Origin of the sequence: Nostoc sp. C057, assembly GCF_013393925.1 — a bacterium.
In the GTDB taxonomy this organism is placed as follows: Bacteria; Cyanobacteriota; Cyanobacteriia; order Cyanobacteriales; family Nostocaceae; genus Nostoc; species Nostoc muscorum_A.
On sequence record NZ_CP040281.1, the window covers coordinates 3,443,962 to 3,459,361 of the forward strand.

The 15,400-nt window shown below is 41.3% G+C and carries 14 protein-coding genes and 2 pseudogenes; 8 read left to right on the top strand and 8 right to left on the bottom strand.

Going from position 1 to position 15,400, the window contains the following annotated elements; all coding sequences use genetic code 11:
• Positions 1 to 90: 90 nt before the first annotated feature.
• Positions 91 to 1,662 carry a metallophosphoesterase gene (locus FD724_RS14850; RefSeq protein ID WP_179073159.1) on the top strand — a complete coding sequence of 524 codons (1,572 nt, stop codon included), beginning with the start codon at positions 91 to 93 and terminating at the stop codon, positions 1,660 to 1,662.
• Positions 1,663 to 1,968: 306 nt separating this feature from the next.
• Here the strand turns inward: FD724_RS14850 and FD724_RS14855 are convergent, their stop codons facing one another.
• Entirely contained in the window at positions 1,969 to 3,315 is a 1,347-nt protein-coding gene (locus FD724_RS14855; protein WP_372726515.1) for an ABC transporter substrate-binding protein, read from the bottom strand.
• Between the two features lie 146 nt (positions 3,316 to 3,461).
• Here FD724_RS14855 and FD724_RS14860 point away from each other — a divergent pair, with 146 nt between their 5' ends.
• The 3 genes from FD724_RS14860 (at position 3,462) to FD724_RS14870 (ending at position 6,082) form a co-directional block, all read left to right on the top strand.
• Positions 3,462 to 4,220: a YebC/PmpR family DNA-binding transcriptional regulator gene (locus FD724_RS14860; RefSeq protein ID WP_179073161.1), complete on the top strand. Its 759-nt coding sequence runs from the start codon at positions 3,462 to 3,464 to the stop codon at positions 4,218 to 4,220.
• Positions 4,221 to 4,422: 202 nt separating this feature from the next.
• Complete coding sequence (locus tag FD724_RS14865) at positions 4,423 to 4,611, top strand: hypothetical protein (RefSeq protein WP_179073162.1); 189 nt, start codon at positions 4,423 to 4,425, stop codon at positions 4,609 to 4,611.
• A 190-nt stretch (positions 4,612 to 4,801) separates the two neighbouring features.
• Positions 4,802 to 6,082, top strand: a complete 1,281-nt coding sequence (locus tag FD724_RS14870) for an FAD-dependent hydroxylase (protein WP_179073163.1) — start codon at positions 4,802 to 4,804, stop codon at positions 6,080 to 6,082.
• On the opposite strand, the pseudogene FD724_RS14875 reads toward FD724_RS14870, so the two are convergent.
• A pseudogene (locus FD724_RS14875) lies at positions 6,064 to 6,708 on the bottom strand (Uma2 family endonuclease). The gene FD724_RS14870 and the pseudogene FD724_RS14875 overlap by 19 nt on opposite strands.
• A 426-nt stretch (positions 6,709 to 7,134) precedes the next feature.
• On the opposite strand from FD724_RS14875, the gene FD724_RS14880 reads away from it, so the two are divergent.
• Positions 7,135 to 7,269, top strand: coding sequence for a type II toxin-antitoxin system VapB family antitoxin (locus FD724_RS14880; RefSeq protein WP_256874566.1), 135 nt, complete (start codon positions 7,135 to 7,137; stop codon positions 7,267 to 7,269).
• A 314-nt stretch (positions 7,270 to 7,583) separates the two neighbouring features.
• Positions 7,584 to 9,779 carry a transglycosylase SLT domain-containing protein gene (locus FD724_RS14885; RefSeq protein ID WP_179073164.1) on the top strand — a complete coding sequence of 732 codons (2,196 nt, stop codon included), beginning with the start codon at positions 7,584 to 7,586 and terminating at the stop codon, positions 9,777 to 9,779.
• A 140-nt stretch (positions 9,780 to 9,919) separates the two neighbouring features.
• On the opposite strand, the gene FD724_RS14890 is transcribed toward FD724_RS14885, so the two are convergent.
• The gene (locus tag FD724_RS14890) at positions 9,920 to 10,291 is read right to left on the bottom strand and encodes a hypothetical protein (RefSeq protein ID WP_179073165.1); all 372 of its coding nucleotides are present in this window, start codon (positions 10,289 to 10,291) and stop codon (positions 9,920 to 9,922) included.
• A gap of 90 nt (positions 10,292 to 10,381) precedes the next feature.
• Entirely contained in the window at positions 10,382 to 10,618 is a 237-nt protein-coding gene (locus tag FD724_RS14895; RefSeq protein WP_179073166.1) for a hypothetical protein, read from the bottom strand.
• Between the two features lie 577 nt (positions 10,619 to 11,195).
• Between FD724_RS14895 and FD724_RS14900 the strand changes: the two genes are divergently transcribed.
• Positions 11,196 to 11,480: a DUF427 domain-containing protein gene (locus FD724_RS14900; RefSeq protein ID WP_179073167.1), complete on the top strand. Its 285-nt coding sequence runs from the start codon at positions 11,196 to 11,198 to the stop codon at positions 11,478 to 11,480.
• A 211-nt stretch (positions 11,481 to 11,691) separates the two neighbouring features.
• Here FD724_RS14900 and FD724_RS14905 read toward each other — a convergent pair whose 3' ends face one another.
• Together FD724_RS14905 and FD724_RS14910 are read right to left on the bottom strand one after the other, a co-directional pair.
• The gene (locus FD724_RS14905; protein WP_179073168.1) at positions 11,692 to 12,447 is read right to left on the bottom strand and encodes a PEP-CTERM sorting domain-containing protein; all 756 of its coding nucleotides are present in this window, start codon (positions 12,445 to 12,447) and stop codon (positions 11,692 to 11,694) included.
• Positions 12,448 to 12,602: 155 nt separating this feature from the next.
• Positions 12,603 to 13,909 (bottom strand): annotated as a pseudogene (locus FD724_RS14910) (NF041680 family putative transposase).
• 439 nt (positions 13,910 to 14,348) lie between these two features.
• Here FD724_RS14910 and FD724_RS14915 point away from each other — a divergent pair.
• Positions 14,349 to 14,516, top strand: coding sequence for a hypothetical protein (locus FD724_RS14915; protein ID WP_179073169.1), 168 nt, complete (start codon positions 14,349 to 14,351; stop codon positions 14,514 to 14,516).
• Here FD724_RS14915 and FD724_RS14920 read toward each other — a convergent pair.
• On the bottom strand, positions 14,504 to 14,869 hold the full coding sequence (locus FD724_RS14920; protein ID WP_179073170.1) for a type II toxin-antitoxin system RelE/ParE family toxin: 366 nt from the start codon (positions 14,867 to 14,869) through the stop codon (positions 14,504 to 14,506). The genes FD724_RS14915 and FD724_RS14920 overlap by 13 nt on opposite strands.
• On the bottom strand, positions 14,859 to 15,098 hold the full coding sequence (locus FD724_RS14925) for a hypothetical protein (protein ID WP_179073171.1): 240 nt from the start codon (positions 15,096 to 15,098) through the stop codon (positions 14,859 to 14,861). Before FD724_RS14925 ends, FD724_RS14920 begins: the two co-directional genes overlap by 11 nt.
• Positions 15,099 to 15,400 lie beyond the last annotated feature (302 nt).

Below are 15,400 nucleotides of genomic sequence, written 5' to 3' on the forward strand. Positions count from 1 at the left end.
AGACATCTCCGAAAATTATCAAAGCTTTGCTGTGGCTAGCTTATTTCGTTACAATCAGCTTGTGCGTTAAGCATTCAAGAGTTATCAGCCATGAAATTGATTTCCGATCCACCGATTCCTGTAAAAATTCAAAAAATGAAGGAACGGGTGCGGTGGATGCATCCAAGTTTTGTGCAACGGGGAATTGACCAAACCAGCATGGTTATTGACGATCGCAGGGAAGATAGTCCAGAATTTTCCTTTATGGTTATTGGTGATTCCGGTACCAAATCCCATTCTTGCCATCACCCCCAACGAAAAGTTGCCGAATTGATGCTGACTCACCGGGATGATTGCAGTTTTGTGTTGCACACAGGTGATGTAATCTATGTGGTTGGTTCCCAAGAGTATTATTCAACAAACTTTATTGAGCCTTACCGGGAATTTATTGTAGGTGGTGACAAGCCGAAAAGCATTCCTTATGACCGCATGGTGTTTAATATACCATTCTTGCCAGTACCAGGTAATCATGATTATTACGATGTGCCGTTGATGTACCGTTTAATTACTGGCACAACATCTTCATTACGTCGCCTGTTCCGCTACAAAGATATCGAGATTGGCTGGCATGGATCGTATCAAGGGAATGCTTATGCACGGGCATTTATGGACTATACCCAAGCGATCGCTTCCCCGCAAGAATTAGAACGTCATTTAGATCGACATTATACTGCTAAGACCGATACAGGACGGTGTTTGCGTTACGAACCCGGACAGTTTACCCGCTTACCCAATCGTTATTACACCTTTCGTTATGGCGGGATTGACTTTTTCGCGCTGGATTCTAATACCTTTAATACACCATCACCTTTACCTGCAACTGAAGAGGGGGAAATTTACCGCCGGGAATTGCAAAAGCGTCGCCAGGAAATAGATCGAGAAGAATTGCAGATTTTGGGAATATGCGATCGCCTCAACCCAGATAAACCTGCCGAGGCTGAACAACTTGATGAACTTACCGCCAAATTAGACCAAATAAACGAGATCAAAATCGATATTGAAAAACAGTTGGCATCTCATAAAATGCCTGCGATTGACTTTGAACAACTTGAATGGTTACGAAGCAGACTAATCGAATCTTGGAACACCTCCGAAGTGCGCGGACGTGTAATCTTTTTCCACCATCCGCCGTTCGTTACAGAAGCTACTAAGTGGAATCAAGCACAAACCTTGGCGGTTCGTCACCGTTTGCGCTGGGTGTTTGAACAAGTGGCAGAAAATCTTGGTTCTCTAATTAAAGAACGTCCCATAGTCGATTTGATTTTAAATGGTCACGCCCACTGTTTGGAGCATCTTCGCACAACTGATACCGGATTTGCTGACTCTCACATTAACTGCATTATCTCTGGTGGTAGTGGTCATCGTCCCCGCTATCAAAGGCGAAAGGGGACTGAATTGATGGAGACTTTTACGGAAATTGCAGGTAAACCCACTCGGAAAGTTGCCGATTCAACGCTTTTTGTGGGTCGTCATGATGACAATTTACAGAACCGCCTACCTTACTCATGTGTGCGGATTGATGTTTTGGATGGTAGCCCACCCAAGTTTATCATCAGACCGTTGGTTACTGAACGGATTGAAGATGAGTGGTACAACCGCGAACTTGAACCATTTGTAATTTAAACGGCAATACAGTTCAGTTAAGCATTTCTTCCTTCTCTTCCTTCTCTTCCTTCTCTTCCTTCTCTTCCTTTGCGTTCTTTGCGTCCTTTGCGGTTCGTTAAAAAAATTGACTTTGACAAAGAGTTAATACCAATTCTGTATGAATATATGAGGAACGAACCGCAAAGGGCGCATTCGCGCAGCGTCTCGTCAGAGAAGGACACAAAGAAAGAAAATTTGGCGCAGCCTCACAAAGCAATTATATTAACCCAAGCGTATTTATTTAAACGGGATGCGATGCCTATGGCGGTAAACTACGCGCCTTAATCACTTGAAAATCAAATCTAGGCGTTGCTGTGTTGCTTTGAGTGAGTCTGCTGGCGAACTTTTACCTAACAATACAGATTCAATCGCCCGACCTACACTGTCAGAAATCCGATTGTAACCAGGAAATATCGGACGCGATCGCCCATATTTTGCTTGGTCTAAAAATACCTTCACCTGTGGTATTTTTTTGATAAAATCCTGATATTTTGGACTTTCACGAGACTTCAAATTCACTGGCAAATAACCAGTTCCCAATGCTAATTCTGTCTGAAATTCTTCACTCAAAGCATATTCGACAAACTTAAAAGCTGCTCTTTCACGTTTCGGTGTAGTTTTGAAAAAGAAGAGATTCTCACCACCAATAACAGTAGCAGGTTTTTGCTCAACAGGAATTGGAAAAACATCAAAATCGACACCAGTCTCTTGGAATTGCCCCAGAGTCCAAGGGCCATTTAATTGCATTGCAACTTTACCACTGAGTAAGTCATCTGTCTCATAACCCCGTTCTGGGCCAGATAAAATAGCGGAACCATCCGTAATTAAATCACGCCAGAATTGCAAAGCTGCGATCGCGCCTTGATTATTTTGCAAATTTACTGCTGCTGCATTCTGTGAATCACCACTCACCAACTCACCACCACCACTCCACATAAACGGCAACCAGGTGAACACTGTAAATTCTCCCTTTCCTAGAGGTAGAAACATCCCATATTGATCGGTTCGCCCATCACCATTGGTATCACGAGTTAATTTCTTGGCAACTTGTGCAAACTCCTGCCAAGTCCGGGGTAATTCAGTAATCCCTGCCGCCTTAAACAAACTTGGACGGTAAAAAATACCAACATTATTTGTAGCAAAGGGCACAGACCAAATTTGACCGTTGTATTTCATTGATCCATACAAAGCGGGGTCAATTTCGGCTTTGATTGGAGATTTTTCGAGCATTTCATCCAAAGGTAAAAGCGCGTCGAGTTCTACCAATTGACCTGCGATCGTCGGATTGTACCACAATAAATCTGGGGGTGCATTTCCTACTACTGCTGCTAAAATCTTGGGCGTTTGCTGATCCTGTTGCCCAACATAAAGCGACTCTACCTGAATATCTGGGTGGGATTGATTGAATTTGTCTACCAGCTTTTGCAGTACATCCCGATTTGGCGGCGGATTTACACCTTGCCACAGGGTTAAATGAATTACTTTATCTTCCTTAATAACAGGTAGAATACTTTGACATCCAACTAAAGCTATTATGCCTACGAATAATACAAGCAGTAATCTCCTAAGATAATTTGACACTTTCTTTCTTTTTCGCTTGGCATAGCGAGGAGGCGAAAAAAAATTGTGCATAATGTTGATTAAAATGATTGATCGATTCTCGTAGCTGCTTCAACATAACTTTGCCACTTTGATTAGAGTTGCACAATTATCTTAAGTCATGGTTTTTGCAAGCGTTTATATCCTAATCTTGAATAGAGTTTTGATAATTTCAGGTTATGGCAGGACACAGTAAATGGGCAAATATTAAGCGCCAAAAAGCGGTAGTAGATGCAAAAAAGGGGAAAACCTTCACTCAGTTATCGCGGGCGATTATTGTGGCGGCTAGAAGCGGCGTACCAGATCCGGCGCTGAATTTTCAACTTCGCACGGCAATTGACAAGGCAAAGGCAGCGAGTATCCCCAATGATAATATTGAACGAGCGATCGCTAAAGGAGCAGGCACTTTTGGCGGTGATAACGCTATCTTTGAGGCAATTCGCTACGAAGGCTATGGCCCTGGTGGTGTAGCGATTTTAATCGAAGCCTTCACAGATAATCGCAATCGCACTGCTGCTGACTTACGTGTAGCTTTTAGTAAAAATGGTGGCAATCTTGGTGAAACAGGTTGCGTTAGCTGGATGTTCGATCAAAAAGGCGTTTGTGTCGTGCAGGGTGTGATTGACGAAGAACAGCTTTTAGAAGCATCCCTCGAAGGCGGTGCTGAATCTTATGAGATGACTGAAGATGAGATGGCTGAGGTTTTTACTGATATTGGCAATTTAGAAACCCTTAGTCAGACGCTCAAAAATCAAGGCTTTAAGGTAACTGATGCCGAATTTCGCTGGATTCCTAGTAATAGTGTAGAAGTTACCGATCCAGATCAGGCGCGATCGCTTTTCAAGTTAATTGATACTCTAGAAGGCTTGGATGACGTGCAAAATGTCACAGCTAACTTCGACATAACAGAAGAATTGATGGATCTCAGCATTTCGTAATCAAAATTTGCACAGAGCAAAATGTTACATCTAACTTGGAAATACCAGCAACTCTGATTAGCCAAGTATTCTCTATAATTCCGATATTTTTCCGATATTTTACGGTTGTAAAAATAGACATGAAAGATTCATATCAATTACAAACTCATGACATATACCTATTGGATAGTTAGATTGTTGATTAGTTGATGAGGAATTTCAAGTGAATAAGTTCGCTAAAGCTTTACTTTTGGCTTTAATCTTTGCTGCGCCTGTAACCGCTTTTGCATCTCAAGCTCAAGCTGAATCTATCCACCATGTTGCTACTACAAAATCTAGTAAAATTAAACACGTGAAACACCACAAACATCACAAACATCATGCTAAAAATATAGCTCCTAAAACTCATTAATAGTTACTATTATGTGCAGCAGTTTCTAGTAGCTCTGTAATAAAGTTTAGTATTGGTTTCTCTGAAAAAATAACTGCATTATTTAACCCCGTTGAAATCCCTACCAATCAACGGGTTTTTTCATTAACTTGCTCAAGGAGGCGCGATCGCGTCAAAATAAGAGTAAAAGACGCTGTAACCTAACTTAACAATGGCCCTAACGCAGCTTGAGCAACCTCTCTCCCCTCAACCAACACCGCCAGACTTGCGGGGATATGAATATGATTTGGTAATTGTCGGCGGTGGGATTATTGGGTTAACTCTAGCCTCTGCTTTAAAAGATTCTGGCTTGAGTATCTTGCTGATTGAGGCGAAAGTCGCATCAGCGGCCGTAGCGAAAGGACAAGCTTATGCAGTTCATCAGCTTTCAGCGCTAATTTACCAAGGAATTGGAGTTTGGGACAAAATATTGCCTCAAATTGCCAAATATTGCCGAGTTCGTCTTTCTGATGCCGATTATCCCAATGTGGTGGAATTTACCACAGATGATATACATACAGCAGAGTTGGGTTATGTGGCAGAACATCAAGCGCTGTTGCAGCCTTTGCAGGAGTTTGTCCAAGATTGTGCAAATGTGACATATCTGTGTCCGGCTGAAGTGGTAAATACTAATTACCAGCAAGATATAGTAGCGATAGATATTAAAATTGCCGATCAGTTATACTCAGTTCGCAGCAAATTACTGATAGCAGCAGATGGGGCGCGATCGCCAATTCGTCAAGCTGCTGGTATTAAAACCTCTGGCTGGAAATATTGGCAGTCTTGCATCGTGGCATTTGTCAAACCAGAAAAACCGCACAATAACACCGCTTACGAAAGATTTTGGTCTAGCGGGCCCTTTGCGATTTTACCTTTACCAGGGAACCGTTGCCGCATTGTGTGGACAGCCCCTCACGAAGAAGCAAAGGCTTTGTGTGCCTTAGATGATGAGCAATTTTTAGCAGAACTCACCCGTCGCTATGGCGATCAGATGGGGAACTTGGAATTACTAGGCGAGCGCTTTGTATTCCAGGTACAACTCATGCAAAGCGATCGCTATGTTCTCCCCCGACTGGCATTAATTGGTGATGCGGCGCACAATTGCCATCCTGTGGGTGGACAAGGTTTAAATCTGGGAATTCGGGATGCAGCAGCTTTGGCACAAGTAATCCAAGCAGCGCACCAAGCGGGTAAAGATATTGGCGACATTCAAATTCTGAAAGGTTATGAACGCTGGCGTAAGTTGGAAAACCTGACTATTTTAGGTTTCACCGATTTGTTAGATCGGATGTTTTCTAATAACTTCTTACCTGTAGTGGTGGTTCGTCGCTTGGGTTTATGGTTTTTGCAACGAGTTCCTGTATTAAAGGTGTTTATGCTGAAGTTGATGATTGGCTTGAAAGGACGAACTCCAGAATTGGCAAAACATAAACGCTATACCACAGCAGCTTGAAAAATCTGGTTTGGGGTGAGATTCAATTCGGGAAAGGTTTGGGAGATAATGCGTTCCCCGAAGGGGTTGCCGCAGGCATCGTTATCTCGAAACTTACTTATTTGATATTCCTCATCAACCAAGTTACAAACGATGATTGTCGGTTATTTAGGATTGCCGATAAAATTGCGTCCACCCAAAGCAGCATAATCGACAATCCAGTATTCTGGGATACCCATCTCTTCATAATCAGCGTATTTTAAGTAGTAATCGTCCCGCCAGTTGGTTGATACAACCTCAATTGCCAAAGGTATTGATGCACCCAAACTAACGATAGATTCTTTTTTCCATGATTTTTCGTTTTCCAGATTTGCACGATTTAGCACCAACACATCAGGGATGTAACCAGAATCTTTTTCAGGAGGTCTAACTATAACTTGGTTAGGTATGAAGTAGGGCAGTCCTAGACGTTGGATTTCAACAGAAATTTTGATACCTAGAAATCCTTTAACTTCTTCATGTTCTCCTACTGGTTGTGCCATCTCAACAATTTCTCTGTTATGCAGTTCATAGCGGACTCGTCGATTTTCGGGTAGCCAATCGACAAATTCCTCAAAGGTTACTAGCTTGGGTATGGCTTGAGTCATAGATGATAGAGAATTACTGAATCATAGAAATATTATCTCTAATCTATTGGACTGCCGACAGCTTTTACACCACGCCTGAGTAAATACGTATAAATAAATACATTTAAGTTATTTGCTTCTACTATTGCAGCGATCGCACTAGTAGTCTGTCAATAAAGAATTGATGGATAAATTCTCTCTAGAGACGGCGATTCATCGCGTCTTTAATCGTCAAAATGAATTTGACAGACTACTAGAATTGAGTAACCAGTGCGATCCACTGTTGTTTTGGCAGAGCTATTGAAAAGGCATTGTGCCAAAGATAAGTAGCTTAAGGCTTCAGCACAGACGCAGCTAACAAACATTTGCCCTGAACTGGGTCGGTTGTCTATTGGGTTAATAAGACAAAGAGAATAATTGTCCCTGCTTCAATCCATATTCAATCCTATGCAAATTACCCTTAACCTTGATGAAGCCCTTCCCAACGAAGCCTTCCAACTAACCAAGCTCACAACCCAAAAAGAACTAATGAATCTTGCTCTGCAAGAATTCGTTCGATTGCGTCGCAAAAAACCTTCTTGACGTTGCGGGACAAATTCAATTTGCCCCATGTTTAGTGGCGTTTGGGGCGTGAGGGGAGTGTTACAGATGGTGAGTACGCTATTGTTAATGGCGGAAATAGATTCTGGAGTTAAAGATTACTGCCGAAAAAATTGTACTAAAGATAGATGTAATAGTATTTAATATGTGCTAATTACTCAGTACTATCAACCGTAGGATTGAAAATTAGTATTTTTGTACATAAAATTAAAAATCTAAAATTAAAAATTGGTAATACTAATGGTTAGGAGTGTTAAAGTTTCAGGAAATTCATCGGAACTTTTCAGCGGGTATTCATGCTGAAGAAACTACAGAAAAAGCAAATTTCCATAATTGCGGGTGCGGCACTGTTTGCCTTTTTAGCTGGGGCAATGGTATCAGCACCTGAGATTGGTAAAACCGTTGGGCAATGGCTCAAACTGGGTAAGAATCAGGCAGAGCAAACATCTGATGCTAGTATTGCCCAATCAGCCGTCTTCCCACTGATATCACAATCTCTGCCAGAACGGGCGGCAAAACTAGCAGAGATTGCAGGGCAGTCGCGATCGCCAGACCGAAATCGCGCTCGTTATCTTTTGGCGAGTGATTACATTGAAAGAACCCAAGCCCAAAAAGCCCTGGCTTTACTCCAAGGATTAGACAAAGACTATCCTATCCTCGCACCCTATATTTTGCTGAAACAAGCCCAGGCAGAGGATATGCTGGGCGAAGATGGCAAAGCCTCGGATCTTAGGCAAAGTGTGCTGAAACAGTATCCCAAAGAAGCGGCTTCGGTGAAAGCACTATATCTGATTGCCCAACCGAAGCAACAAGAAATAGCGATCGCTCAATTTCCTTCCAATCCTCTAACTTGGGAAATTATTCGTAAACGCTTGCAAGAAAACCCCAACCAGCCAAAATTACAATTGATTTTGGCTACTTATGCTTACGATCAACCAGGCATAGTGGGCGTTTTAGATCAGTTAGTCAAACAGACCACCCTCAAACCCGAAGATTGGGAACTAATTGGCACAAGCTATTGGGAAAATAGTCAATTTTTGAAAGCGGCGAATACTTATGCCAAAGCACCCAAAACATCGCGCAACCTCTACCGGACTGCACGAGGGTTACAGATTGGAGGCAAAGACAAAGAAATAGCGATCGCCACTTATAAACAATTGGTACAGCAATTTCCCACTACCGAGGAAGCTGGGACTGCACTACTACGGTTAGCAGAAACAGCAAAAACAGGTAAAGACGGCTTACCTTATCTTGACCAGGTAATTAGTAAATTTCCTAAACAAGCTGGTACTGCACTAGTACAAAAAGCCAAAACTCTCGAAACCCTCAAGGATCAAAAGTCAGCTAGCGCGGCGTGGCAATTACTGATAGCCAAATACGGCAATTCTGATGAAGCCGCAGAGTATCGCTGGAAAATCGCCCAAGATAAAGCCAAAGCCAAAGATTATGTCGGTGCTTGGCAATGGGCAGAGCCAATTGTTACTAACAATCCCAACAGTATTTTGGCTCCAAGAGCAGGCTTTTGGGTAGGTAAATGGGCAGCTTCGCTAGGAAAACAGCAGGAATCTCAAACTGCTTATGACTATGTAATTAGTCAGTTTCCCTACTCTTACTATGCTTGGCGAGCAGCGAATATGCGGGGGCTTAATGTCGGCAACTTCGACAACGTGCGCGTCATGAACCCCGAAGTAATTGCACCCCAGCGTTCATTACCACCGGCTGGTTCTGAGACTTTCAAAGAATTGTATTTGCTGGGTCAAGACCGCGATGCCTGGTTACAATGGGAAACGGAATTTCAGAATAAAATTCAGCCAACGGTAGCAGAGCAATTTACTGAAGGGTTGATGCGGCAGGCCAGGGGAGAAAATCTCATTGGAATTGACAAAATCTCTAAGTTGGAAGACCGGGAAACACCAGCAGAACTTGCCCAATATCAAACTCTAAGCAAACAGATCGCTTACTGGCAAGCGCGTTATCCATTTCCCTATCTCCGAGAGACTGAAAAATGGTCTCTTGAGCGTAAACTCAATCCCCTGCTAGTAACTGCTTTGATGCGTCAAGAGTCAAGGTTTGAGCCAAAAATCAAATCCGTCGCTGATGCTACTGGCTTGATGCAAGTGTTGCCGAGTACAGCTAAATGGATCGCCCCACAAATTAAGGTGGATTTCAAAACAATAAGCCTAGAAAATCCCAACGATAATATTATGCTGGGTACATGGTATTTGGATCATACCCATCAGCAATATAACAATAACTCGTTGTTAGCGATCGCCAGTTACAATGCCGGGCCTGGTAATGTCTCCAAATGGCTGCAAACTCTAACTACACAAGACCCAGATGAGTTTGTTGAACAAATTCCCTTTGATGAAACCAAAAATTATGTGCGTCAAGTATTTGGCAACTACTGGAATTATTTGAGACTTTACAACCCTGAGATTTCTGAAATCGTAGGAAAGTACTCAACTACACATCCAAAATTGCCAGCGCAGTGATTCATGCCCAATCGGATGAGCAAGTAGGGACAGGTAAGTTTGATTTCACAAGAGGCGGGGCGCATTAAAAAGAGACACAGGAGAAAGAACTTGTTCAATAATTCTCCCTTGTCTCCCTACTCTCTGCCCCCTGCTCATCTTTAGCTACCTATGTCATTACCATTGATCATTGATGTCACCTGCGATTCGACCGCATTAACATAACCTCGATCGTTCAAAACTTGCGTTGGTAATTTATTAGCCTTGATAGCAGCTTGCACTATATCTTTCGCTGTCAGGTTTCCTATTTGGAATTCAGATAGCAAAGTACCCGCACTGGGAATACCCTGTTCTCTGAAAGCACCTTGATAAGCTAGAAAAGCAACATTGAAAGGTTGAAGATAGCTGGCATTTTGCGAATCTCTGTTGATTTGTCTGCCACTATTATTAACTGTTTGAGCGTCAACAATTCCAGGTACAAAAGCAATACATGCAACGACAATTGCAGAATTTATCAAATTCGTCAGTTTCATAATTTTTCCCTAAATTGTGCTAGATTCATTAGTTTCATTTATTAACAAAATCCTGCTTTTTAGCAATCATAGATGTTTGAAATTTATTCTCTATCTTCTTTCATCAAAATTACTCAGTCCCATCATTTGATATGCAAGAAAAGCAGTATCAAATGATTTGAGAGAATTTACATTCTTGGAATAGCTAGATAAAACGTCAGAGTTAACGGCTGTGTTCATTGATGCGCCACTTTGTTTATTGTTGGCTGTATGAACATTAGTGATTTTAGGCATAGAATTAATCCAAGCAACAAGATGTGCAGAATTTATCAAGTTTGGAATTTTCATACAGTTATCCTTAATTAAAACGAAGTACACCAGTCAGTATTATTGAGTTGCAAGTCTGCTTTTTTATAAATCTCAACATTTTTTACTCAGTTTATTTGATAGCTTGATTTGTTAATTACACCAAATAGCTGAGTAAAATTAACCCCACTCCTAGGAGTTGAAAAATTGTAAAAAATTTAGTAAGTAAAAACTTAGAAAATGCAAAAGTGCGCCAACTTAAATATCTTGTTTGCTAGCCATTCTCAAAGGTGCGATCGCTCATATATATGTAATAACAATTTTCCCTTCTAGAGATTTTTTACTTTTGGCTATAAACTGAAATCCAACTTTTTTTAGCTACTTAAGTTTCCATATCAATATGCTAGGAAATCTTTCCGATAGAAGCAAATACTTTTAATTTTTAATTTGATAAACAAAAGTGATGGTAATTAATACTGGCATTGCAAAATTTTCTCTAAACCTTATTGATTATTGATTTGAGGTTGGATGGACTCTGGTGTAAGGTAGACGTTCGGGAGGATAAAATAAGCCGATCGTGTCAAAATGTTAAGTGTATAGTTTATTTACAAACTCACTTATGCCGAAAGCAATTTGGAATGGCTCAGTTTTAGCCGAAAGCGATAATACCGTAGTTGTGGAAAACAACCATTACTTCCCTGCTGACTCCATTAACAAGGAGTACTTCACAGACAGTAATACCCACAGTACTTGCCCTTGGAAAGGTGTCGCTAGCTACTACAGTATTGAGGTTGATGGACAAACCAATAAAGATGCTGCTTGGTACTATCCCAGCACCAAGGAGAAGGCTAAGAATATTGAGGGTTATATAGCCTTCTGGAAGGGTGTAAAAGTAGAGGCTTAATAAAGGTTGCTGGGAGTATTTTAGTTTCAGAAAATTGATTTAGTATTTACAGCAATCATCAAACAAGATTTTGTGGAGGTTGACACAAGTTAATCTCCACATTCTTAAACTATTTGCTGATTTATAATTAACTGCTGCTACTTACTGAAGCGATCGCAGTTTTTCAATTACAGACTAAGAAGTATACCCTGATAGTCATTTAGGGTAAATCTCATTCAGAGCCTTTGCTAATAAATACTTGCTTTCTCTTCACTAACCAAGCTAAACCACTAGCAAGTATAACACCAGCGATCGCACTTGGTTCGGGTACTTGTATCAGAGTAAGGTTAGGGCTTGTAATAGTGATCGTGCCTGCTCCTATTGAAATATTGCCACCGCTACTGCTTTGCCCAGAATTGCCGCCGCCGATTGGGTTACTTGGAACTGTTGTTATATTACTATCATTAATCAGCGTCAGTGTATTAGCATTAATCTGCACACTATTGACGTTGATAGTGCTATTGATAAAAGTTACGTTACCAGTACTGTTATCTATTTTCACGTTGTCGTTAACAGTAGTATTGAAAAATGTTACGTTACTAGAATTGTAACCATTGATATCACCAGCGATCGCTAACCCAGAAAGTGTAACATCGGCGGCGCTAATGTTAAACACGGGGAATTGATTATTACCACTAATGGTAAGTAAATTAGCACCTGGGCCATTGATAGTAAGATTCTTTGCGATCGCAAGTGCCCCACTCGTCAGGGTAATTGTACTAGGATTACTACCCAATAAGAACTCTACCACGTCATTGCTACTTGCAATGTTGATAGCATCTCGCAACGAGCCAACGCCACTGTCATCAAGATTGTTAACCGTCAAAGTCGCAGCTTGGGCTGATTCCACTTGCATTATCACCCAACCCAAGGCGAAGGCTGTGAAAATAGCTTGAACAACAGCCTTTTTTCTCTTGTTTTTTGTCACCTAAAACTCCTGGTATTAATTTTTAAAGGAATAAAAAAATTACTTGTACAATTACATAGATACATCATAACTGGAGTTTAGACTAAGCTATGCAAAACGACCCAGCAGGGCTGAGTTAATTAGAGACTTAGCGAAATTATAAATAATCTTTAGTATTAAACCGCAACTGATGGCTCTTTACGTGGTCGTGTTACGATTTTTTTAACAATCGGGCATCGGTTTTTACGGTGACGCTTTTTTCCGGCTTCCCAACCAGGGGACTTTCCGCGAGGTTTGGGTGGAAGGGCTGGAGTACCAATGGCGGCGAAAACTCCACCCATAGCTTGAGCAACTCTTCCAGGGGTCAAATTACCCTGAGATTTCTGCCAAGGTAGAGGATTGTCAGCAACGATATCACGGGCTAACCACAACTCCCAAGTCATAAAAGGCATTAAGTCGCTCCACCGCTCGGATTGTTTAGGAGTGCCTAGCTTGGGAACAGTCCAATGTAGACGTTGTTTTAAAAAGCGATACCAATGGTCAATTGTAAAACGACGCAAATAAAGTCGCCAAACTTCCTCCACAGGTGGCATTTCTTCTCCTACCCAAGCCAACCACAAAGGTCTTAACACTCTCAAGTTACCTTGTGCATTGAGACGTTCAACCCGCAGGAGTAGCATCGGACACGCTGCCGCTTTACGGAAATGTAAATTTTTCCAGAGGCTAACTCTTACCCGTTGTAGTTTCGGATCATCCAATTCTAAAACAGATTCTGCATCACTCCATGTCGCGGGTTCACTAAGTTTGAATTTAGACCCGTGTTTTTTGGGTCGTCCTTTACCCGAATAAGCTTCAGGTTCACCCCATAAACAAAGATTTGAGCGCAATCTTACCAGAATATCTGCGGGAATACTGGCAGTTTTCAACACAAAAGGCGCACACCCATATTCACTGTCCCAAACTGAAATTGGTCTAACGGCTAAATGTTTACACACCTGTTTAAGTTGCCAAACCGCTTTCTGAATTGGGCTTTCGCCACTTGTGATCCGTTCATGTCTCAAGGGTAGTTTCCAACTACCTGATTTTTCTGGTATCCAGGCAATTGTGCTATATCCTTGACCAATGCTAATCGGTTTATTTTCTGCTATGGATGTGCCACTATGCTCATAAGTCCTCTCTTGCAGCGTTACTGCATCAGGGCGAGCCAGTTTGTGTGGTCGCCTGCTAACAAGGGTCGTCCCTCTACTGGTATCTGTTTGATGTATAACTGCATCAATTTCTGTCGCTGCGGTCTGCTATCTTGTAGCGCTTCATAAATACTTGACCACTTGCGTCTGAATACGGGTGATAAAGATAAGTCTGCTAATGAATAAACATTGCGAGTCAGTAATATGGCATCTGTTAATTCAAAGGTCGCGTCTTTGGCTCTACCTAAATATTTGTAGGCTACTTGACGAAACTCTTCAAGTCTGGCATTTTTCATGTTGGCAGGTGAGTAATGGTAGTTCTTTTCTCACTTTCTGCCAAAAGGGGGACTGTATTCAATCAGACACCCCTTTTTTTCTTAATCATTCCCCATCTAATCTCTATCTGATAATGATAATCGAATAGGGAGGGGGTGGGAGAGAAACGAGCGTCGCTCGTTTCTCTCCCACCATTTTCATGATTATCATTATTGTATTATTCTCTCTGCAAACATACTACACAATAATTGTTCAAGGTCGCGGATGTTTTGAGGCTGACAAGATAATATTTTTAACCTCTAATTCCATTTGGTTTGCGTTCTCTCATATCGCTTTTAGTCTAAACTCCAGTCATAATGTTTAAAATTAATTTGCCAAGCGGGTTTTGATAACGCAGAGATTCAAAATCTAATTGAATAATTTTCAGAAGGCTGTGAAATCTTGCCTTTATTGGTATAAATGGTTCAATATGCAGCAAAATTGCACGTAGGCGTAGCCCGCACTTCTCTACCAGATGCTCCGCGTAGCTTGTTTCCACGAAGCGGTACGGCAAGCTCAGTGTCCATCGTAGACATCGCTATTTGCTATCCTAAAAGACAGCAAATAGCGATCGCCTATTCTTCTTGATGTTGCTGCTTAAAGTCAGTTAATATTTGTTGAATTTCTTCTGCTGAGATGTCTTCTTGTTCAGATTTTGAGTATATGGTTACTAAAATAATATTTGTATCTGTTTTTAAATAATAAATTACTCGATACCCACCACTTTTACCTTTTTGAACATCACTATTTTTGACCCGTAGCTTAAAAATTGTATATCCAACTCCGGGTATTTTGTCTCCTGGTAATTCTCCTGATTGCAGTTGTTCTATTATTGGTTGAATATCATTACTAATATTCCGGTACTTTTTGGCTAAGATACGCAGATTACGTTTAAATTTAGCAGTGGCTTCGACTTGAATCAAAGGTGGTTCACTCTGCATCAATACCTTCCCACAGTTGAGATACAGGTATAGTATTTCCAGTCATCGCATCGTACCAACCTTGACGGAAACTTTCACCGGCAGACTCGACAAGCTCATCATCCTCTTCATTCTCTTCCGTGATTAAAACAATGACTCGGACACGACTGTGTTTTGCTATAGTCAACGGCTTGTCTAAAGAAATTTGACCCAATGCGTTCACGGTTCCCTTGACTTCAATTGCTTTCATTGTCGTGAATCTAAGTTGTGCTGTTAATAGTATAGGACTTGGTTCAAGGCAGGGAGAGGTTTGTTGAACTCATGAACCTACACTTACTGAATCATGGCGATCGCTTGGTGTACGGTTTACTGCCACTCATATAACTTTATAATTAGAGCTAACACGCAAAAGGCGTGACCTAAACAAAACAAGCAGAGCCATTTGTGACGATAACTTCTGTATTGATAAGCTTTGCTTAAGCATAAGCAACAAACATATAATCATTTGCTAGAAATGCTTCTATATTGATAAGCTTTGTTTAAGTATTTGCA

Excerpts from the sequence above, each read along its gene's own strand:
- FD724_RS14915 (WP_179073169.1), top strand. The coding sequence starts at position 14,349 with ATGGTTCAATATGCAGCAAAATTGCACGTAGGCGTAGCCCGCACTTCT.
- FD724_RS14925 (WP_179073171.1), bottom strand. The coding sequence starts at position 15,098 with ATGAAAGCAATTGAAGTCAAGGGAACCGTGAACGCATTGGGTCAAATT.
- FD724_RS14890 (WP_179073165.1), bottom strand. The coding sequence starts at position 10,291 with ATGAAACTGACGAATTTGATAAATTCTGCAATTGTCGTTGCATGTATT.
- FD724_RS14850 (WP_179073159.1), top strand. The coding sequence starts at position 91 with ATGAAATTGATTTCCGATCCACCGATTCCTGTAAAAATTCAAAAAATG.
- FD724_RS14870 (WP_179073163.1), top strand. The coding sequence starts at position 4,802 with ATGGCCCTAACGCAGCTTGAGCAACCTCTCTCCCCTCAACCAACACCG.
- FD724_RS14920 (WP_179073170.1), bottom strand. The coding sequence starts at position 14,869 with ATGCAGAGTGAACCACCTTTGATTCAAGTCGAAGCCACTGCTAAATTT.
- FD724_RS14880 (WP_256874566.1), top strand. The coding sequence starts at position 7,135 with ATGCAAATTACCCTTAACCTTGATGAAGCCCTTCCCAACGAAGCCTTC.
- FD724_RS14860 (WP_179073161.1), top strand. The coding sequence starts at position 3,462 with ATGGCAGGACACAGTAAATGGGCAAATATTAAGCGCCAAAAAGCGGTA.
- FD724_RS14885 (WP_179073164.1), top strand. The coding sequence starts at position 7,584 with ATGCTGAAGAAACTACAGAAAAAGCAAATTTCCATAATTGCGGGTGCG.
- FD724_RS14895 (WP_179073166.1), bottom strand. The coding sequence starts at position 10,618 with ATGAAAATTCCAAACTTGATAAATTCTGCACATCTTGTTGCTTGGATT.
- FD724_RS14855 (WP_372726515.1), bottom strand. The coding sequence starts at position 3,315 with ATGCACAATTTTTTTTCGCCTCCTCGCTATGCCAAGCGAAAAAGAAAG.
- FD724_RS14900 (WP_179073167.1), top strand. The coding sequence starts at position 11,196 with ATGCCGAAAGCAATTTGGAATGGCTCAGTTTTAGCCGAAAGCGATAAT.